We start from the raw sequence: 19,538 nt of genomic DNA, 5'->3' as shown, positions 1-19,538 counted from the left end.
ACGCCACCCGCCGACCACGAGCGCAGCGACCCCGCCGGGCAGCGATCCGGCCGTGACGACAGCGATCACGAGCGTGGCTGGCGCGGCTACGCGCTCCACATGAAGACCGCCCTGGAGCAGGTCAAGGCCGAGTTCACCGAGCTCAAGCACCGTGTTTACCGGCGCGAGAGCGAGAAGATGCCGGCCATGGAGCGTGAGGTTCGCCGCGGCCGAGAGAAGGGTCCGTCGGAGTCACTCCGCGAGCGGCGCGAGAACGCGCTCGCGAATAGACGCTCGTCAGCGACCAGCTGAAGGTCCGCGTACCGACGCCGAGCGCTCCTGTCCTCACTGAAAGCGGTGCGATCTGCGCCTTGTCGGCGAGGGGAAGACTTCGACGGGATGCGACCACGCAACTGGGCACTTCAGGCTTCACGTGACGGCATGTGAAACGCTCGCGTGCTTGCGCGGCGAGTACGTCGCCGTTTGCTCCTGATCCGCAATACATGGCGCGCCCGCCAACATCGGAGAATAAGACGTCCTTGACTGGATGAGCACGCTGCTTTGGGTTGTACCCCTCGCGCCGCGAGAACTTCTCGGCACTCAGCCCGCTCCGTTCTCATCGCTCGACCCGCTCCGCAGACTCCACCCTCGTCGCCATCGCTTCTCCATTGTTGCGATGGAATCAGGTAACCGGCGCCACGCGAGCGATCGCGATGCCCTTGGCTGGGGGGATAGGGCTGCGAGACAACGGCCATTGACGCGGACACGCGCTCTTGCGCCGCGCCACTCCAGGAGACCTTCGTGCCGAAGCATACCCGTCGAGGCCAGCAGCAAGCGGATGCGAGCAAACGCCACACGAGCCAAGAGACTCACCTGGCACGCGATGTAGACGATGTGCGTCCCACCGACATGGTGACCTGCGCCGCCACCTCGGATGCCTGGACAGCGGAGATGGCGGAGCGCGATCCTCGGATCGCGCTCCGCGACGCTGGCCATTCGTATACCCATGCGCATCTCCATTCGTCGATCGGGACGCCCGAGAGCGCGGACCAGAGATGTAAGCAGGCCACCTCCCGCGAGAGCCTCGCGCGAGCGCTCGACCTCACGCTGCAGGGCTGCGAGGTCGCGCTTCAGCTCGCCGATCTCTCTACCTTCGTTCAGCTCGAAGCCGAGCACCACGACCGCGAGAGCATTCGGGCGGCCGACCTGCCGGGGTGCACGGCGCTCCTCCGCGACAGCGCGTCCGACCTCGCGGGGTGGTGCCGAGGTTACATGGAGGTCGTCAGCGCGGCCACCCGCGGCCTCGTCGAAGTAGCCCAGGACCGCTTCTCCCTCGCCGAGGGGCACCTGGAGCACGCGAGGCGCCTGGCCGAGGAGCAGGCCGACGTCGTACGTTCTGGCGTGCTTGCCGAGCTGCTCGACGGCCTACTCGAGCTCACTCGCGCCCGAAAAGCCTGCGCCAGCGGGCAGGAAGTCGATGCTCGGGCGCACCATCGGGGAGCTCACCAGCGCTTTACTCGCCTCGCGCAGCTGCGCGAGGGCAAAGGCTCGCCGGCGGCCCGCCCCACCGGATCGGATGTCGAAGCCGAGGACACAGACAAGACTCCTCGCGTCAACGGACGCGCACCGGGGGCGCCGGCAGCCGAGCAGACCGCAGATCTCGAGCTGGGTCCCGACGGCATGTGGTTCCGCGCACACGGCAGGGCGAGGGTGAGCATGCGGCGGCGCCACGCCATGCGACGGGTGCTCCTTCGCCTGGTGGAGCAGCTGGACACGGCACCGGGGCAGCCCGTCGCAACGTCGGCGCTGATCGATGTCGGCTGGCCGGACGAGCGGATCCTCGCCGGCGCGGCGATGAACCGCCTCTACAACACGATCGCGGTGCTGCGCAGCCTGGGCCTCGGCGAGATGCTGCATACCGCCGAGAGAGGGTATGTGCTGGAGCCCTCGCTCTCGCTGAGCTTCCACCCACGCAAAGCCTGAGACAAACTAAGGAACTCTAAGATCCTCCCATGACGGATTGCCCATACCGTCGACTCCAGAGAGCCGAACGAGACCGGACCCGGCCGGTGGCCGTAGGTCTCGTGAGGCGCTCCAAGGAGTTTCATGTCCACCCAGTGTCAGAGACTCATCTCGGACTCGATAACACCGGACGTGAGCAGGTACATCGCTCCGCACCACACGCTCGGCGACGACCGCGGAGCCTCCCGCGTATGGCAGCAAACGATGGAAGCTCACAAGGCGATGCTCGACGAGCTGAGGGACCACGTCGATCCGGGGTATCTGACGGGGTTCGCTCGCCTCGACCTGGATCCCCGCCGAGTCCCGTCCATCCAGGAGATCAGCCGCCGCGTAGAGGAAATCGGGTGGATGGCGATCTGCGTGGACGGCTATGTCCCATCGCGCGTATACGCCACTCTCCTCGCGAGGAGAGTTTTTCCGATCGCCACCTTCATGCGCAGCGAGCACCACATCGATCACGCGCCGGCGCCCGACTTCGTGCACGACGTGCTGGGACACCTGCCGATGTTGTTCTGCGCAGCGTACCGCACCTACCTGCAACGCCTCGCGCAGATGATGATCGTGGCCGGAGGAAACGACCACGACCGCTGGCTCTACGAGGCGAACCGGCAGATGTCCACGCTGATGAGCCAGTCGGCGTCGCCGGAGGAGATCGCTTTGGCAGAGGCGTCGGCCCGCCGCGCCGGGATCGCCGCGAGCGCGAATCCCTCGGAGCAGACCGAGCTCAACCGAATCTTCTTATGGAGCGTCGAGTTCGGCCTCATCGGCACGGCCGACGAGTTCCGGCTGTTCGGCGCAGCGCTGCTCTCGTCGCACCGAGAGGGCCGCCTCGCGTGTAGGGGCGACGCGCAGATCCGCCCGTACTCGATGGATGTCATCGGATATGACATCGAGTTTTCCAGCATGCAATCCATGTATTTCGTCGCCAGCGACTACGACGTCTTCCACCATGTCCTCACCGGCTACGAGTCCCGCATGGCGTCCCGACGCTCGACGGAGCACCTGTGATGCTACCTCGAATCCTGGAACCAGAAGCGATGGACACCGAGGAGGACGCCGCCGAGTACGCGGCGATCTCCAATGACGTCGTCAACGAGGCGTTCGCGCGGCGCGCCGTCGAACTCGCCCCCGCCCAGGGCCGGCTGATCGACATCGGCACCGGGCCCGGCGACATCGCGATCCGCATCGCCGAGCTGTCGAGCCTCGACGTCACGGCGATCGACCTGGCCGAGGCGATGCTCGCGATCGCGCGGCGGCGCGCTGGTGCGTCGCCTGCGCGGCACCGCATCCACGTCGCGCGCGGCGACGCGAAGGCCACGGGGTTCCCCGAGCGCGCCTTCGACGCCGTGGTGTCGAACAGCCTGGCTCATCACCTGGCGGACCCGACCATCTTGTTCGCAGAGGCGCAGCGCGTGGGCAGGCGAGGCGCGGCCATCCTGATCAAGGATCTGCTGCGACCGACCACCCTCAGGGACCTCGATGCCCTCGTCGAGCGCTATGCCGGCGGCGACACGGCCTACCAGCGCGCGCTGTTCCGGAACTCGCTTCACGCAGCGCTGACGCTGGACGAGGTCCGCGCCTGCTGCCGAAGCGCAGGGCTCGCTGAGGTCGACATCGCCCAGGTGTCCGATCGCCACTGGGTGGTCGAGCGGGCCTCCAGCCCTGAGCGGATCCAGAGCAGGGCTCGCCCGCGTCTGGTGAGGCCACCCGAATGAAATGGGCCGCCAAGAACGCCGAGAGCACCCAGGTGGCTCATCTCGGCGCACCTGGTGCGCTCGCATCACGCTCGTCTGAGCACCGCTCTGATGCAACAAGGAGAGCCTAAACGTGACCAGTGCAATTGAAATGCGTAGCGAGGATACAGCTCTTTTACCGGCGACACACATCGTCGACGAATACGAGGCGCGGGACGTCTCGGCGCACCCGCTGTTCGTGTCGCTCAGGGAGAACCCCGTCGATCTGCGGGCGATCTGGTTTTTGGTGGCGAACACCCATGCCGGCATCTCCCCTCATTTCGTCCGCTGGCTCGCCCAGACGATCGCCCGCATCGACGATCGCCGCATCGCCTCGCTCATGGCGAAGCAGTTGAACGACGAGCTGGGGAACGGCGATTGCAAGAAGATCCACAGTGATCTCCTGGATCGGTTCGTGACTGGCCTCGATGGTTGGCGTCCGAGCGACGTCCGAGGCGACGTGCTCAGGCCCGGAAAACGCCTCGGCGAGCGATCCACGGCCCTGTTCGAGGCTGCAGATCCCTACGAGGCCGTGGGCGCGCTGATCGTCGCAGAGATCTTCGCGAAGAAGATGGATCGCTGCCTGGGCGACGAGATCCGACGCCAGAATGCGATCTCGTCGGACGCGCTCGCCTGGCTGGCCATTCACGAGGTGCTCGAGGTCGATCACGCCGAGGATTCCGGCGTGCTCGCGGCGCTGGTCACGGAGCGCGGCCCATCGCTCGAAGCCACATGGCGCGGAGCGATCGCGCAATGGGCCGCGCTGTGGGAGTTCCTCGACGGCGTGGCTGCGCTGGCTCTTACCCGCAAGGCCACTCAGGCGCATGATCATGGAGGTGAATGAGGTGGCTTGGAACCGGACTGGGCTGACCGTGCTCGTCACGGGGGCGAGCGGGTGGCAGGGCGGCGCTGTCGCTCGAACCCTCCTCGCCAGAGGGCACCATGTGCGTGCGTTCACGAGGAGAGCCGATGGCCCCCAGGTCTCGCAGCTCCGCCAGCTCGGTGCGGAGCTCACGCTAGGGTCCTTCGACGATCAGGGGTCGATCGAGCGCGCTGCAGCAGGTTGTGACGCCGTGTTCGCGATGGCCCCGTCCGAGGCGGGGGCCGGCCTGGAGATCCGGCAGGCGCGCGCGGTGCTCGATGCCGCCAAGGCCGCCAGGGTCGGGCACGTCGTCTACTCGTCCGTCGCGAGCGCCGATCGTGGCACGGGCGTGCCGCTCTTCGACAGCAAGTTCCAGGTGGAGGGGCACCTGCGCTCGCTCGACGTTCCCTTCACTATCATCGGCCCGGCGTTCTTCATGGAGAACTTCTTGCGCGTCTTTCTCCTGCCCGGCCTCTGCGAGGGCAGGCTCCTCATCGCCATGTCAGGGACGCGGACGCTCCAGCAGATCGCGGTCGCCGACATCGCCGTGTTCACCGCCCTGGTGCTCGAGCAACGCGAGCCGTTCCTCGGCGCGCGAATCGACATCGCCTCGGACGAGGTCTGCGCGCTGGACGCAGCGGAGGCGATCACCCGCGCGTCCGGCAAGAAGATCCAGTACGTGGAGCTCCCGCTCGACGCCGTGCGCGCGGGCAGCGAGGGCATGGCGAGCATGTTCTCGTGGTACGAGCGCGCCGGCTTCTCGGCCGACATCGTCCGGCTCCGGCGCGATTACCCCGAAGTCGGGTGGCATTCGTTCTCGACGTGGGCGGCGGAGCAGAACTGGACGGTGCTCGACACCTGAAGCACGGCGACGCGAAAGGGCCTTATTCTCGGGCCCCCTGGATCGAGAGATCCGCTCGCCCGGGAGCTCGCGACGCCGATCTTGCCGAGCGCCGACGGGATGCTCGTCATGCCGCTCGTCGACGCGCTCGATCCCGAACGGGCGAGCCAGACCATCAAGGCCTTGCTGGCGCGCCGTCGCCGGGCGGTCGCCCAGGGCCCCCGACGAATCGACCGCTCGCCTGTCACCTTCTGGCGCCTCTGCCGTAGAGGAGGGTGAGCCCCGCGATGAGCTTCCTCTGGCCCTCCCGCGATGACCACCTCTGCGAGCTGATCGAGGCGTCCCGGCGCGGCGATCGCGGCGCGTTCCGGGCGCTCTACCAGGAGCTGTACGACCCGGTGGCGCGCTTCGTTTCGCGACGCGTGGGCCGGCGGGAGGACGCGGAGGATCTCGTCGCGCGGGTCTTCCACAGGCTGCTGGAGCGGCTGGGAGAGTTCGACCGGCGCAAGGGGACGCCGCGGATGTTCGTGCTGGCCATGGCCAGGAACCTGGTCATCGACCACGCGCGGGCGGCGCGGCACGAGGCGCCGATCGACGATCTCGCGGGCGTGCTCGCGGACGAGGCGGGGACGCCGCTCGACGCGCTCGTGCGGGGCGAGGAGCTCCGCGCGGTCAGGGACGCGCTGGAGGCGCTCGGGGCGGAGGCGAGGGAGGTGCTGGCGCTGCGGTACGGCGACGGGCTGAAACACCAGGAGATCGCGGAGCTGCTCGGGCTCCGCGCGGACGCGGTGAAGCAGCGGGCGTCGCGGGCGCTGCGCGAGCTCAAGGCGCGGCTCGAGGCGCGCGCCGAGCAGGACGCGGGCGAGTCCCGCGGAGAGGGTGTTTCCAATGCTGGGCTTTGAGGTGCGACGAAAGCTGCGCCGGCTGTTCGGGGAGCCGGCGCCGCTCAGGCCAGAACACGCGCGCGAGCTCGAAGGCGAGCTGATGGCGGCGTTCGGGCAGCTCTACCCCGAGCAGGAGGTGGTCCCGATGAAGCGGCTCTGGTTGCGCAAGGCGCTGGTGGTGGCGGCGGCGGCAGCGGTGTGCGGGGCGGCGGCGTGCGTGGCGCCCGCGGACGTGGAGGTGCCCGTGGGACGGAGCATCAGCATCCAGGTGGCGGACGGCGCGGAGCTGCCCGAGCCCGAGGCGCTCATGGCGGCCGTGCGCGGCGAGGGGAAGACGGAGCGGAGGGCGCGCGTCCTGGTGCGGGGGCGGCGCGGCGGCGGGGCGACGACGCTGACGCTCGATGTGTGGGGCGACGAGGTGCCGGAGGGCGACGTGGCCGAGCGGATCCGGGCGGCGTTCCCGGCGCTCGCCGGCGCGGAGATCCGGGAGGACGTGCTGGCGGGGACCGTGCGCGGGACGCTGGGAGCAAAGCTCGGGCACGAGCTGCTCGATCTGGACGTGCTCGACAAGGACGACGTGGAGGCGGCGCGGCGGCAGGTGATGGAGCAGCTCGCGGCGCAAGGGGTCGATGGGAAGGTCGACGTGCAGATCGAGGGAGACGGAGAGAAGCGGAAGGTGAAGGTGCAGATCAAGCTGGAGGGCCCCCCGCAGGACGAGGCGGAGACGGCACCTCCGCCGTAGCCGAACGAGGCGGAGGGGGCGTCCGCGGAGCTCCGCAGCGCGCGAGGCGATGCGCTCGTCGCCTGATGAAGGCGGAGAGGAGAAGACGGCGCCGCCTCACGCTTGCTCGGGCACGCCCCCCGGGACGCGCGCGGGCAACGGGAGCTCGACGCCCTCGGACAGGTTGCCCTTGCCGGGGACGTGGTTGATCTCGAGCCGGATGCCGTCCGGATCCTCGAACACGATCGAGTAGTAGCCTGCCGCCCACGCACCGTCCTGCGGCGCGTGCACGAGCTTGCCGCCGAGCGCGGCCAGCGTGCTCTCGAAGAACTCGTAAAATGCGTCGATATCCTCGCGGCTGCGGGCGCGGAAGCACAGGTGGTGCAGCCCGGGCTTGTACTGGTGAAAGCGGGCGCCGGCGTGCTCCGGGTTCACGGGGCGAATCAACAGGCCGGTCTTGCCGCCGATGTAATAAAGTGTTGGTCGTTCGTCCTCGCTGCCCGGATCGTCGTACTGGCACTGCATCTCGAAGTGCTCGCACAGCGCGCGGTAGAACGCGCGGCTGCGCGGGAAGTCCGTGACCGAGAGCTGGATGTGGGCGATTCCGGCGAGGTTCATGGCGATCACGGTAGCCCAGCTCCGGCCGGCCGAGCGCTCTTCGTGGGAACGCCCTCCTCTTTCGCCGTCCCATTCCTGCTCCCTGGCGTCGTCCGGAGTGTCCGCGGGAGCGGGGAAGGCCAATCCAGTTGCGGCGCCCCAGATCGTGTGGCTAGAAGGCGGCGAACGATCCCCGGCGGAGAAGCAAGAACGAGATGCGAATTCCCAGCAGCCTGATGTCTCTGGCCGACGAAGGGCTCATCGAGGAGGTCGTGCGCCCGCTGATGAGCGGCAAGGAAGCGGAGGTCTTCCTGGTGCGCTCCGGCGGCGAGCTTCGGGTGGCCAAGGTCTACAAAGAGGCGCACGACCGGACCTTCAAGAACCGCGCGGAGTACACGGAGGGGCGCAAGGTGCGCAACAGCCGCGATCAGCGCGCGATCAACAAGCGCTCGCGCCATGGTCGTGCGCAGGACGAAGCCGCCTGGAGATCGACCGAGGTGGACATGATCTTCCGCCTGCACAGCGCGGGGGTGCGCGTCCCGATACCTCACCATTTCATCGACGGTGTGCTGATCATGGAGCTCATCACCGGCGCCGACGGCAGCCCGGCCCCGCGGCTCGCCGAGGTGAGACTGAACCCCGACGAGGCGGTGAGGGTCTTCGACCGACTGCTGGAAGAAGCGGTCCGGATGCTGAGCGCCGGGGTCGTGCACGGCGATCTGTCCGACTTCAACGTGCTGATGGGGGCGGACGGGCCGGTCGTCATCGATTTCCCGCAGGCGGTGGACGCTTCCAGCAATCAGAACGCGAGAAAGCTGCTGCTGCGCGACGTCGACAACCTCCAGCGCTTCCTCTCTCGGTTCGCTCCCAACCGACAGCCCCGCCCTTACGCGCAGGAGATGTGGGAGCTCTACGCGTGCAGCCAGCTCACGCCCGAGACGCGGCTGAGCGGCCGTTTCCGGGCGTCTTCGAGGCGGGTCGATACCGAGGCGGTCCTGGGGCTCATCGGCGACGCCAACCGCGACGAGCGCCGCCGCCGTGAGGCGCAGGGGCGGAGCATGCGGGGCGTATCGTCCCCGCCTCGCGAGGTCGAGGTGGTGATTCTACCGAGCGGCCCACGCGACCGCGCGCGCCGGAACGCGCAGGGAGCACAGGCGGGCAGCGCGGCGATCACGCGCCCAGCGCAGGCGGGCAGCGCGGCGATCACGCGCCGGGCTTGACGTCTCCGTCCGAGCTCCCGGAGGGCGCGTCCGGCGTGGCGTCCGCGCTACCGGCCGGCGCCTCCCCCGACCGTGCCTTCTGCTCCACGAGAAAGAGGACCACATCCACCGCGCCTCCCACGGCGCGGTTGACGAGGCGGATCGCCCCGTGGACGCCGGACAGCGTCGTATCGTGGATGAGCCGGATCCCCCTCACGGGCGCCTTGATCGGGGGGATCTGCTCCAGCAGGTCGAAGGGCAGCTTCGCCGCGTGCTTCTGGAGGCGCTCCACGCGCCGGGAGCCGTGGTCGACCGCGTCCTCTACCAGGTCCTTCAAGCCGCGCCACCGGTCCATCACACCGCCTCCTCGCACCACGCGCGGATCTGCGCGTAGACGCCCGGGTCGTGAGCCAGGCGCAGGTGCCCGAGCGACGGCATGATCCGCGCGTGCTCTTGAGGGAAGGGCGAGCACCGGTCCTCGGCGACCGCCCGCCCCGTGGCGCTCCGCAGCGAGACCATCGCGTCCCCGAACAGGAGGGAGAGCCTCGGGTCGGCCGTGAGCGCGCCGGCGATGAGATGATGGCGAATGTGGGGGAGCAGGGGCACGGGATGGCGGCGATTCTGGAGCAGGGCGTTCGCGCTGGCGCCCTCCCAGTCCTCGCGGCGGAGATTGGCATACGCCAGGTCTTTCATCCCGCCGCTGCGGAGGTCGACGATGTCGGCGATGAGCTTCGTGTACGGATTGTCGATGCTCGCGAGCGCCCACGTGACCACGTTGCCAAAGCGCTCCAGCGGGGCGCCGAGGTGCGGTGTGCCGAGATAGAAGGCCCGCTTGACGAGGGGCAGCCACCGTCGATCCTTGTCGCTCGCCGTGTGCGCGGCGCTGCGCGCGACGAGGCCGCCCATGCTGTGGCCGATGAGGGCCAGCTCCTCCACCGCAACAGGATAGGCGCAGACGAGCTGTTCGAGGAGGGCATCCAAAGCTTCGCCGTTCTCGGAGACACGGAGGCCGCTGTTGTACCGCACGTAAAACGGCGTGTAGCCGAGGTCGCGCGCAAGGAGCGATCCGTACGTCTCGCCGTCCGGCATCGTCCAGACTTCCTCGGTGCTCATCAGCCCGTGCACGAGCACGACGACGCGGGGCATGGCCTGGGCAGAGGCGGCCGCGGGAAATGCCCTGGCCATCGGCACGGGGTGCCCGTCCCGGACGAGCTGCATCGCGGTCGCGAGTCCGTTGCTGGTCCGCTTCAGGTAGTCGCCGAGGACGCCGTTGAGCACCCCGACGACCCGCTCCAGGTGGTTTCCCATGCGACGACCCGGCCGCATCCTGGCACGGATCGGCGCCGGGGGCGACGCCGGGCCCCGCAGCGCCGGACGGTGGCCCTCGGTGGCCGAGATGCTGGGCGTGACGCTCCCGCCGCCGCTCGATCCCGAGCAGACCGACGGATCCGCGACGCGAACAGGCGGCGTCGCTGAGCTCAGACGCGGTCTTCCCTGAAAAACCCGCGCAGGGATCGCGCGACGAGCTCGGGGCTCCCTCCCCGATCGGCGTTCCAGGGAGCCTCGTGACCGACGCCTTCGAGCTCTGTCCGCTGGACCCTGGGGAGGATCGTCTCCAGCGCATCGAGGGCGTTCTTCAGGTACCTTGGGCTCTTCGTGCCTCCGAGCAGGAGGATCTCGGCGTCGACGGCCTTGAACGAGGTGATGCTTCCTCCCCTGTCGACGACCATCTTGAAATCGAAGCGCATCGCCGGGAGCAGCTCGCGCACCGGCGCGTACTGCCCCGAGCCCCTCCTGTCGTCCAGGCGGAGAAATCCTTTCGTCGCCAGCGCGAGCAGCGGGCGCGGGACCGCGGCGAGGAACCCCGGGGCGAGACGCACGATGTGGCTCACCGTGACGAGCGCCGAGGCCAGCTGCCCGCGGCGGATCTCGTCGTTGAAGCGAGCGATCTCATCGAGGGGCACTCCCTCGAGATAAAACGGGGGCTCGTAGACCGCCGCCTTGCGGACGGAGGGCAAGGCGCGCGCGGCCTCGAGCGTGATGATCGCTCCCGAGCTGAGCCCGAACACGAGCTCTGCGCCGCTTCGTGAGAGGAGGCCATCGAGATCCTCGACCTCTCTCTCGATGGAGTGCCCGGCGTCGTACTCCCGCGGGCTCATGCCCCGCCCCCGCCGGTCAGGGAGGTAGACCGTGAAGTCGTTGGCCAGGGCCCTCGCGAGCTGGTCGTAGTTGGCGGCGGTCCCCATCGCGCCTTGCACCAGGATGACGCCGGGACCTCGGCCGATCTGGCGGTAGCCGATCGTGGTGCCGTCCCTGGAGGTCACGACGCCCGCCGCGTAGGGTTCTTTCGATGTCGAGGAGCGGCCCTCTCGGCCGCCTCGTGCTTCCGTCACCATCGCGCGCTCCTTCCCGGCCCTTTGTGACACGGCGGCCGATGAACCAGGCTTGCGCAGCGCCGGCGAGGACTCCTCGTCCCGCCTGCCCCGCGCGGCATCCATCCATGGGTTTCTAGCTGCTCAGCTGCTTCATCTGCGCGAGCATCTGATCGACCGGCTTGCTGAGCTGCTTGAGGATGAAGCCCGGCGCGATGCGGCTCATGAGCTTGGAGACGTTCGCGAAGCCGACGCGGATCTCCGGGCGGTCTCTCTCGAGCCCCTTCAGGGTCTCGTCGACGAGCTTCGCGACGCTCATGAGCGGCGTGCCCCGGAGCTCGTCGGCGAACGTGTGGTTCAGGGGCGTGTCCACCGCCGGAGGTGCCAGCTCGAAGACCCTGACGTTCGTCTGCTTGAGCTGGACGCGCAGCGACTGCGTGAACGAGTGGATCCCCGCCTTCGTCGCGCCGTAGATCGGGGCGATCGGGTAAGGGTTGAAGGCGAGCCCCGACGACACGTTGACGATCGCCGCGCGTGCCTGGGCCTTGAGGTGCGGGAGAAACTGCATCACCATCCGGATCGAGCCGCTCAGGTTGATCTCGATCTCCTCCGTGATGCCCTGGAGATCGGCCCCGAAGGTCTGCAGGTTGACCTTGCGCATGATCCCTGCGTTGTTGATGAGGACGTTCATCGCGGGGAAGTCCTTCATCACGCGCTCGTGGAGGGCCGCGATCGCGTGGGGGTCTCGCACGTCGCTCTGGAGGGTCCGTAGCCCAGGCAGCCTCCGCCGCGCGGCGTCGAGCGCGCCCTGGTCGCGGCCTGTCACGATGACCGTGTTGCCGCGACGGAGGAGCTGCGACGCGAGCTCGAAGCCGATGCCGCCGCTTCCACCGGTGATGAGGATGGTGTTGCCTTGGAGTTTCATGATTGGACCTCTTCTTCGAGCTCCGAGGGAGCGTTCACGCGTTCGACGCCTCCGCCGGCGCCGCGACCCACGGAAAGGAGTACGGCGGAGCAAACAGAAATGCTAATGGATAGTCGTGATGGAGAACATAAACCATGGTTATGGTCGCGATCTCGACCTGAACCTGCTCCGCGTGTTCGTGGTGGTCGCGGAGGAAGGGAGCCTCACGCGCGCTGCGTCGCGCCTCTACGTGACGCAGCCGGCCGTGAGCGCCTCGATGCGGAGGCTCGCGACCTTCGTCGGCGCAGAGCTCATCACCCGTCAGGGTCGCGGCGTCGCGCTGACGACGCGCGGCGCCGAGCTGCTCGCGGCGGCGCGCGCGCACCTCACGCCGCTCATCGCCGCCGCGACGGCGGCGCCGCGCTTCGATCCGAAGCTCTCGACCGCCACGATCCGGTTCGGGCTCGCCGACGGGCTCGAGTCCGTGATCCTCCCGAGGTTGATAGCAGAGCTCCGCGCCGAGGCGCCGCGCATGCAGTTCATCGTGCTGCCCGTGCAATTTCGGACCGTCGAGGAGAGCCTGCTCTCGAGCAAGATCGACTTCGCCGTCACCGTGGCGGACGAGCTGCCGAAATCCATCCTCCGCCAGCCGCTCACCGCGCACCCGAGCGGGCCGAAGGCGTTCGTTTGCCTGTACGACGCGCGCTTCACCAGGCTCCCACGCCCGCTCACCGAGCGCGCTTACTTCACCCAGGAGCATATCGTCGTCTCGTATGCCGGCGACACGCGAGGCGTCGTGGAAGACGCGCTGGGCAAAACCAGGACGGTCCGCGTCTCCGTGCACTCCTTCGGCTACATCGCGGACCTCATCGAGGGCTCTCCCCTCGTGGCCACGGTGCCGTCGTTGCTCGCTGGCCACCTCATCCGGGCGCGGCCGCATCTGCGCGCGGTCCCCGTGCCGTTCTCTCTCGAGGGCGCGCAGCTCGAGCTCTTGTGGTCGCGCACCACCGACGACGATCCGGCGGGGCGGTTCATCCGCGACGTCGTGGCGAACGTCGTCGGATCGCTGGAGGCGAAGAGCGCAAAGCCGCTCGCCCGCTCCGGCGCGGTGAAGCGCGCGTGGTGAGGCGTGCGCGGTGAAGGAGCGTGTTGTCCGTGGCTATCTGCCCGACAGGGCCCCGGAGTGACCCGACCGAGGTTGGGGTGACCAAGCCACGGGCGCTGGCTCCACATGCTCCGGCCCACCGTGTCGCCGGCCGCTCGACGGCTCCCCAGCGCTGCACGCGCTCAGGCGCCAGTCGTCGCGAGCAGCTCCCGGGCGTCGCCGACGGATGCAGCGCGGCGGATCCAGCGGTCCAGCTCGGCCAGGTCGGTACTCGTGAGGACGCGCTCCCGGACCTCGGCAGGGACCTCCAGCCCGCGGGCCTCGAGGACGGCCAGCACGGCCTGAGCCTTCGCTTCGAGGAGCCCCTGCTGCCGCCCCTGCTCCAGCCCCTTCTCCACGCCCTTGGCCACGTAGCTGCGCGCGAATTCGCTCTGAAATTCGTATCCGCTCTTCATCATCGCCTCCAATGTCCGCCTCGCCGCTGCGTTCAGCGAGGATAGCACCAGGTCTCCGTAGACGGCGCGGCGCTCCTCATCGAGCCCGGCTGCCGCCGCCAGGAACGCCGCGCCGATCGCCTCCCCCGCCTCGCCCTGCCCGTGCGCCATGGCCGAGAGCACGACCACCTCGGGCGCCGTCCTCGCCTGCGCGGCATCGGTGACGACCGGGACGCCCTCGGGCCCGAGCACCAGCGGCGTCAGCGTCAAGCCGGGGTGGCCCGCGTCGATCGGCCTCGCGCACCACCGCGCGATCCCCGCATCGATCGTCACGACCAGCAGCCACGTCGGGCAGCGGTGCCGGGCCCTCGTCTGGGTGACATACACGGGCCAGACGTACGGCTTGTCCGGGTCCACGCCGAGCTGGACCTCGACGACGATGGCCATCGCGGGCTGCTGCTGCTCGCCGACCAGCAGCACGACAATGACGTCCGCGCGGCGATCCGAGGGAACGATCTCGGCGAGATCGGAGGACTCGACGCGCGCCTCCGTGAAGACCGGTACAGGCTGGCCGAGCGCGTCGTGCAGCATCTCGGCGGCCAGCGTCGGCCGGTTCTTGAACAGCTCCACCAAGCCTTCATGGGTCACGGAGGGCATCGGGTCGTCTCTCGGGTGTTTACAGCCACGCTGGACATGCGGGCTCTCCAGGCGGTATGCCAAGCTCATGCATGGGGCCCGCAGGAGCCGGAGCAGCCGTGTCCTGCTCTTCAATTCCGGGCACCTCCCTCGAGTTGTCACGCCGTGTGACCTGCGTGCGCCCCGACACCAGGGCCCGGACCCGGCGAGAGTTGCGCTCGGGGTTGCGCGATCTTCCGCGCGCCTTGAAGCGATCTCCGGCGGCGACCCGACCCACCTAGAGAGACGTGTGAAGCTCGCCCCCTGGGCACACGCAGCGTGTCGTTCGTGGCTATCTGCCCGACAGGGCCTTCGCCAGCCGCTCGGCCAGGTCGCCCCTCGGCTCCACCCGCACGCGCTCCAGCCCCAGCCACGCGGCCATGGTCCGCAGCTCGCCCGCCAGCCGCTCCGGCGTCTGCGCGCCCGCCCAGGGCTCGCCGTGGCTTGCCTGCACGAGCAGCACGCCCGCCTTGCGATCGGCCTTCAGGTCCACCCGCGCGGTGATCGCGTCGCCCTCGAGGAACGGCAGCACGTAGTAGCCGTGGGTCCGCTTCGCCGCGGGGGTGTAGATCTCGAGCCGCACCCGCACGCCGAACATCCGCTCGGTGCGCTCGCGGAACCAGATCAGGTTGTCGAAGGGCGAGAGGAGGGCGCAGGCCTCGATCCGCCGCGGCCGCCGCGCAGCCGGATCGAGGAAGGCCGGCTCCCGCCAGCCCTTCACGCTCACGGGGCTCAGCTCACCGGCTTCGACTAGCTCGGTGACCCGCGCCTTCGTCTCGGCGACCCCCATGCGGAAATGGTCCCGCAGGTCCCGCTCGGTCGCCACGCCGAGGGCCCGGGCGGCGATGCGGATCAGCGCGCGCTGGGCATCCTCGCGCGCGGGCGTCGGCGCCTCGATCACCGCCCTGGGCAGCACCTTCTCCGGCAGGCCATACACCCTCTCGAAGGTCCCCCGCCGGGTGGCAGTCGTCAGCTCGCCGCTCCAGAACAGGCACTCTGCCGCCCGCTTGGCGTCGCTCCAGCCCCACCAGCCGCCCGGCCCCTTCTTGCCGATCTCGAGCTCGGAGGCGGCCAGCGGCCCGCGCTCGCGGATCTGCTCCAGCGCCCGGTCCGCCATCGGCCGATGCTCGCGCAGGAAGCGCGCCACGCCCTTCCAGACGCCCACCCCGTCGTGCGCGTCGGCCATCCGCCAGCGCAGCAGCGGCTGGGTGGCGAGCGGCAGCAGCGACGCCTCGTGCGCCCAGTACTCGAACAGCGGCCGCTTGCTCGCCCACGCGAGCTCCTCCAGCATCGGCCGCGGATAGGCCCCCAGCCGCGAGAAGGCCGGCAGGTAATGGGTGCGCGAGACGACGTTGACGCTGTCGATCTGCACCACGCCCAGCCGCTCGATCAGCCGGGTCAACTGCTGCTTCGTCGTCGCCGGCCCGAGGCGCTCCGCCCCGAAGCCCTGCGCCGCCAGCGCGATGCGCCGGGCCTCCGCCGCCGACAGGGTGTCCTTCATCCGCGCCTTCCGTCCGCTCGAGCCCGCACCCTAGCTGGCCGTGCTCGCTTGGCAACCGATCATCGACACCCTCCCGACATCCGATCCCGGTGCGTTCGTCCGCGTTCCGCTGGAGCTCGGTTCATCGCTCGGCGGCCCACCCGTATACCGGGTGACGAGGCAGGGTCGCCCGAGGTACACTGCGTCTCATGAAGCTCGCCATCGACCTGTCGCCCGCGCAAGCCGACCGCCTCCAGGAACGCGCAAAGAGCCTCGGCTTGCAGCCGGAAGAGCTCGCGCGAGCCGCCGTGGCGGATCTGCTGACGACGCCGGACGACGAGTTTCATGCTGCAGCCGAGGTTGCCCTCGCGAAGAACGAAGAGCTGTACAGGCGGCTCGCCTGAGCGTGCGTTACTTGACCTTGGCGGAGGTCTTCTTCCTCCACGAGCGGGTTGTTGCGGCGAGCGGTGGCGCCGCAGGCGTTCGCGACCTCCACGCCGTCGAGGCAGCTGTGGCCCAGCCGAAGGCGACCTTCGGGGGTGAGGAGCTCTATCCTACCGTGCTCGCCAAGGCAGCGACTCTCTGCTTCTCGCTCGTGCAAGGCCACCCATTCATCGACGGCAACAAGCGTGTCGGTCATGCGGCGATGGAAGTCTTCCTCGTGCTGAACGGCTACTCCCTTGATGCCCATGTCGATGATCAAGAGCGCATCATGCTCTCGCTTGCTTCCGGCGCGCTCTCACGAGACCAGCTGCTCGCCTGGCTCGAACAGCATGTCCGGCGGCGGGAACCCTCCCTCTAACAGGAGTGTACGCACGCAGGCCGTCGGATGGAGTGGCCTACAGCGCGACGCGGCCACGGCGGCCCGAGACGAGAGTCAGATCCTGTGAAGAGGCGGCCGACTGTCCCGCCGGTGACGGCCGCGGTGGTGACGGGCGACACGTCCAAGGGCACGAGCGGCTTCACTCTGCCGTTTCGTTCGAGCTGCGCATCACCCCGGGTTGACCTGCTGACACGGCCGGACGAACGCGGCCATCACCCGCGGTTCACGCGGCGGCCCGCTCGATGAGGTCGGCGGCGATGGCCGTTCCATCCACCGCCACGGCGCCTGCGCTCGCCGCCGCGCGGGCGGCGACCCCGTGGTCGAGGGCGCCCTCCAGCGCGGCCAGAAGGGACTCCGCGCTCAGCGCACCACGGGCCACGGACGTCCCGAGCCCGAGCGCCCGGACGCGCGACGCCCAGTAGGGCTGATCGGCGAACATCGGGACGATCACCTGCGGGACGCCCGCGCGCGCCGCCGTCGTTGTCGTGCCCGCCCCGCCGTGGTGCACCACCGCGGCGACCCTCGGGAACAGCGCCTGCTGGTTGACGTCGCCGATCGCGATGCCGTCGGGGGCGTCGTCGATGAGACCGAGCTCGGCCCACCCCTGCGACAGCACGACCCGGCGCCCCGCAGCCCGCACGGCCTCGATGACGACACGGCCCGTCTGCGAGTCGACAGGCATGCTTCCGAAGCCGACGTAGACGGGCGGCTCGCCGGCGGCGAGGAACGCTTCCAGCTCGGGGACGAGCGGCGCCTGGTCGGGAAGGAGCCAGGCTCCCGTCTGCGTGACCTGCAGGCCGGGCGTCGCCGGCAGCGGCCCAAGGACCGAGTCCGCCGCGAGCCACGGCGCTTTGCCCAGGACGTGGCTGAAGACGTCGCTCAGCGGACCCAGGCCAAGGCGCTCTCGATTGGCGTTGAGCCGATCGAGGAGGCGCTCGTTCCAGCTCCGCGATTCATCCTGCCAGCGCCGGAGGTTGGATTCCGGGTCGCCCCCGGGCTCCCCGCCGGGCGCATGGTCCGGCGACGGCAGGGCCACCGGCGCGTACACGGCGACCACGGACGGGATGCCCAGCCGCTCCGCGATGGACCGCGCGGCGTACTGGTGCGCTCCGCCGGCCACGATCACGTCGCATCCCTCGGCCGCCGACGCTGTCGCGTCGAACTGGTCTCTCGCGAGGTGCTCGACCAGCGCGCGGACCTGCTCCGGCGTCGGCGGGGCGGCCGGCGCAGCGGCACCGCTCGGTTGCCGCATCGCGATGCCGATCGGGGTCGCCGTGAAGCCCATACCGCCCACCCAATCGATGAAGTTCGGCGGAACGCACAGCCTCACATCGTGCCCCCGGCGCCGCATCTCGACGGCCAGGGCCACCACGGGCTGCACATCACCGCGAGTCCCCACTCCCGTCAGCAATACCCGCATCGTCTCTCTCCCTTCCACCACGCGGGCCGCGTGGATGACGGAGGCGACGATGGCACCGGAGACGCGTTTTTTCATCGTATCAACGCCAGAGTTCCGGTATACATGCTGAGACGGGAGGCAGGGCGAGACGCCCCTACCACGGATCATCCGTTCAGGCCCAGACGGCCGGAGTCTCCTGGAGCTGAGTCGGCTCGTCGAGCCGTGTGAGCGGAAGGTGCTCTCCTGCTTGGTGAGGGAGCAGGTGAATCCTTATGTGCCCGACAAGGCGATGCCGATCTCGGCAGGGCTGCGAACGGGCTCGGCCTCGGCGCCCGTGGGGCGCGGAATGCATCTTGAACCGCCCTGATCCATGGGCGACGAGGCTGCGCATCCCGGTGACGCAGCGGGGGCCGCGGCGCTCCCGCTGAGCGAGGCGACGAGCGAAGCAGGCGTGGGCGGGCGCCCTGTCGATGCATGGCTCGAGGAGCTCTTGTCCCGCGCGGTGCGCCGCTACAACCGGCGGCTTCGCCCAGCGATCATCGCGGCGTCGACCGGCGTGACGGAGGCGACCGACGCGCGCGCGGTCATCCGGCGCGCCTGCATCCGCTCGGCGCTCGCGGGCGGCGCGACCGGGGCGCTCTCGACCGGCGCGGCCGTGGCCACGGCCGAGACGAACGGGCTCGGCGGGCTCGTCGCGATCCCTGCGGCCATGCTCGCGATGGGCGCAGAGACGGTGCTCCGGCTGCTCCTGCACGTGCAGATGCTCTGCGAGCTCGCGGATCTCTTCGGGCTCCGGTTCGATCCGGACGAGCCGGCCGACGTGTGGGCGCTGCTCGCCCTCGCGTTCGGCGCCGTGGAGCACCCCCAGGACACCGACGATCCAGCGGGCGCGCTCGTGCGCTCGGCGCGCGGGCGCGGCTCGGATGTGGCGAAGCAGCTCGCGGCGCGGCTCGCCGGCGAGAGCGTGGCGCGCAACCTGGTGCCCGTGCTCTCGGTCGCCTCGTCGTCGATCACGAGCTGGGTGGTCACCCGGCGCCTCGGGGATACCGCGCGTCGATACCTGCGTTACCGGCGCGCGCTCGACGAGGCGCTCTGCGACGAGACGCTGCGCCCGCACCTCGATCGGCTGTTCGACGGGCTCTGGTTCATCTTCACCGCCGACGGCCGCCTCACCCCGGAGGAGTCCGCGCTGCTCGCGGCCGTGCTGCGGCGGCTGCCGGCCCCGGCGCGCGCTGGCCTGAACGAGCGCCTCGCCGACGACATCACCTGGATCGAGCGCCTCCGCGGCGTGCCGGAGGGCGCGCGCGCCCCGCTGCTGCGCGCGCTCGAGATCGCGGCGGCCGTGGACAAGGTCGCGTCGCTGCGGGAGCGGAAGCTCCTCGTCCACGCCGCGGCGGCGCTCGGCCTCCGCGTCGACGAGGGCGGGCTCGCTCGGATGATCCGAGAGTTCGAGGAGATCGGCACCCTCGGCGTGGCCGCATAGCGCGGGCCGTGGCGCGCCGGCCAGG

At 69.7% G+C, this 19,538-nt stretch carries 22 protein-coding genes; 14 read left to right on the top strand and 8 right to left on the bottom strand.

The features are described 5' to 3' along the window. The first annotated feature begins 99 nt into the window (after positions 1 to 99). The 9 genes from WMF22_RS49140 (at position 100) to WMF22_RS49100 (ending at position 7,063) form a co-directional block, all read left to right on the top strand. Complete coding sequence (locus WMF22_RS49140; protein WP_438034250.1) at positions 100 to 291, top strand: hypothetical protein; 192 nt, start codon at positions 100 to 102, stop codon at positions 289 to 291. Positions 292 to 780: 489 nt separating this feature from the next. Further along, positions 781 to 1,962: a hypothetical protein gene (locus WMF22_RS49135; RefSeq protein WP_437296742.1), complete on the top strand. Its 1,182-nt coding sequence runs from the start codon at positions 781 to 783 to the stop codon at positions 1,960 to 1,962. A 243-nt stretch (positions 1,963 to 2,205) separates the two neighbouring features. Continuing rightward, entirely contained in the window at positions 2,206 to 3,009 is an 804-nt protein-coding gene (locus tag WMF22_RS49130) for a hypothetical protein (protein WP_437296741.1), read from the top strand. Next, positions 3,009 to 3,716, top strand: a complete 708-nt coding sequence (locus WMF22_RS49125) for a class I SAM-dependent methyltransferase (RefSeq protein WP_438034249.1) — start codon at positions 3,009 to 3,011, stop codon at positions 3,714 to 3,716. The genes WMF22_RS49130 and WMF22_RS49125 overlap by 1 nt, the downstream gene beginning before the upstream one ends. Positions 3,717 to 3,828: 112 nt before the next feature. Next, positions 3,829 to 4,578, top strand: a complete 750-nt coding sequence (locus WMF22_RS49120) for an iron-containing redox enzyme family protein (protein WP_438034248.1) — start codon at positions 3,829 to 3,831, stop codon at positions 4,576 to 4,578. Beyond that, positions 4,571 to 5,458 (top strand): NmrA/HSCARG family protein, encoded by an 888-nt coding sequence (locus tag WMF22_RS49115; protein WP_438034247.1) that lies wholly within the window; start codon positions 4,571 to 4,573, stop codon positions 5,456 to 5,458. Before WMF22_RS49120 ends, WMF22_RS49115 begins: the two co-directional genes overlap by 8 nt. A 108-nt stretch (positions 5,459 to 5,566) precedes the next feature. Continuing rightward, a complete protein-coding gene (locus WMF22_RS49110; protein ID WP_437296737.1) occupies positions 5,567 to 5,716 on the top strand; it encodes a hypothetical protein in 150 nt (49 codons plus the stop codon). Between the two features lie 8 nt (positions 5,717 to 5,724). Next, positions 5,725 to 6,339, top strand: a complete 615-nt coding sequence (locus WMF22_RS49105; RefSeq protein WP_437296736.1) for an RNA polymerase sigma factor — start codon at positions 5,725 to 5,727, stop codon at positions 6,337 to 6,339. 1 nt (position 6,340) lies between these two features. Then, on the top strand, positions 6,341 to 7,063 hold the full coding sequence (locus WMF22_RS49100; RefSeq protein WP_438034246.1) for a hypothetical protein: 723 nt from the start codon (positions 6,341 to 6,343) through the stop codon (positions 7,061 to 7,063). 96 nt (positions 7,064 to 7,159) lie between these two features. On the opposite strand, the gene WMF22_RS49095 is transcribed toward WMF22_RS49100, so the two are convergent. After that, complete coding sequence (locus WMF22_RS49095; protein WP_438034245.1) at positions 7,160 to 7,660, bottom strand: VOC family protein; 501 nt, start codon at positions 7,658 to 7,660, stop codon at positions 7,160 to 7,162. Positions 7,661 to 7,854: 194 nt separating this feature from the next. On the opposite strand from WMF22_RS49095, the gene WMF22_RS49090 reads away from it, so the two are divergent. Further along, on the top strand, positions 7,855 to 8,859 hold the full coding sequence (locus WMF22_RS49090) for a PA4780 family RIO1-like protein kinase (protein WP_438034244.1): 1,005 nt from the start codon (positions 7,855 to 7,857) through the stop codon (positions 8,857 to 8,859). Here WMF22_RS49090 and WMF22_RS49085 read toward each other — a convergent pair. The 4 genes from WMF22_RS49085 to WMF22_RS49070 form a co-directional block, all read right to left on the bottom strand. Then, a complete protein-coding gene (locus WMF22_RS49085; RefSeq protein WP_437296732.1) occupies positions 8,843 to 9,193 on the bottom strand; it encodes a hypothetical protein in 351 nt (116 codons plus the stop codon). The genes WMF22_RS49090 and WMF22_RS49085 overlap by 17 nt on opposite strands. Continuing rightward, a complete protein-coding gene (locus WMF22_RS49080) occupies positions 9,193 to 10,146 on the bottom strand; it encodes an alpha/beta fold hydrolase (RefSeq protein ID WP_437296731.1) in 954 nt (317 codons plus the stop codon). The genes WMF22_RS49085 and WMF22_RS49080 overlap by 1 nt, the downstream gene beginning before the upstream one ends. Before the next feature lie 170 nt (positions 10,147 to 10,316). Then, positions 10,317 to 11,234, bottom strand: coding sequence for an alpha/beta fold hydrolase (locus WMF22_RS49075; RefSeq protein WP_438034243.1), 918 nt, complete (start codon positions 11,232 to 11,234; stop codon positions 10,317 to 10,319). A 112-nt stretch (positions 11,235 to 11,346) separates the two neighbouring features. Beyond that, positions 11,347 to 12,135 (bottom strand): SDR family oxidoreductase, encoded by a 789-nt coding sequence (locus tag WMF22_RS49070; protein ID WP_438034242.1) that lies wholly within the window; start codon positions 12,133 to 12,135, stop codon positions 11,347 to 11,349. A gap of 118 nt (positions 12,136 to 12,253) precedes the next feature. On the opposite strand from WMF22_RS49070, the gene WMF22_RS49065 reads away from it, so the two are divergent. After that, positions 12,254 to 13,240, top strand: coding sequence for a LysR family transcriptional regulator (locus WMF22_RS49065; RefSeq protein WP_438034241.1), 987 nt, complete (start codon positions 12,254 to 12,256; stop codon positions 13,238 to 13,240). 161 nt (positions 13,241 to 13,401) lie between these two features. Here WMF22_RS49065 and WMF22_RS49060 read toward each other — a convergent pair whose 3' ends face one another. Further along, complete coding sequence (locus WMF22_RS49060; RefSeq protein WP_438034240.1) at positions 13,402 to 14,310, bottom strand: hypothetical protein; 909 nt, start codon at positions 14,308 to 14,310, stop codon at positions 13,402 to 13,404. 310 nt (positions 14,311 to 14,620) lie between these two features. Beyond that, complete coding sequence (locus WMF22_RS49055; RefSeq protein WP_438034239.1) at positions 14,621 to 15,829, bottom strand: winged helix-turn-helix domain-containing protein; 1,209 nt, start codon at positions 15,827 to 15,829, stop codon at positions 14,621 to 14,623. Between the two features lie 188 nt (positions 15,830 to 16,017). On the opposite strand from WMF22_RS49055, the gene WMF22_RS49050 reads away from it, so the two are divergent. Both WMF22_RS49050 and WMF22_RS49045 read left to right on the top strand, forming a co-directional pair. Beyond that, complete coding sequence (locus WMF22_RS49050) at positions 16,018 to 16,212, top strand: DNA-binding protein (protein ID WP_438034238.1); 195 nt, start codon at positions 16,018 to 16,020, stop codon at positions 16,210 to 16,212. Between the two features lie 2 nt (positions 16,213 to 16,214). Continuing rightward, on the top strand, positions 16,215 to 16,610 hold the full coding sequence (locus WMF22_RS49045; protein ID WP_438034237.1) for a type II toxin-antitoxin system death-on-curing family toxin: 396 nt from the start codon (positions 16,215 to 16,217) through the stop codon (positions 16,608 to 16,610). 244 nt (positions 16,611 to 16,854) lie between these two features. Here WMF22_RS49045 and WMF22_RS49040 read toward each other — a convergent pair whose 3' ends face one another. Beyond that, positions 16,855 to 18,051, bottom strand: a complete 1,197-nt coding sequence (locus WMF22_RS49040; RefSeq protein ID WP_438037344.1) for a glycosyltransferase — start codon at positions 18,049 to 18,051, stop codon at positions 16,855 to 16,857. 349 nt (positions 18,052 to 18,400) lie between these two features. Here WMF22_RS49040 and WMF22_RS49035 point away from each other — a divergent pair, with 349 nt between their 5' ends. Further along, positions 18,401 to 19,513 carry a hypothetical protein gene (locus WMF22_RS49035; protein WP_437296724.1) on the top strand — a complete coding sequence of 371 codons (1,113 nt, stop codon included), beginning with the start codon at positions 18,401 to 18,403 and terminating at the stop codon, positions 19,511 to 19,513. Positions 19,514 to 19,538: the final 25 nt, after the last annotated feature.

Source organism: Sorangium sp. So ce204, from assembly GCF_051526795.1.
GTDB classification, from domain to species: Bacteria; Myxococcota_A; Polyangia; order Polyangiales; family Polyangiaceae; genus Sorangium; species Sorangium cellulosum_B.
This window is presented reverse-complemented; position numbering and strand designations above follow the sequence as displayed.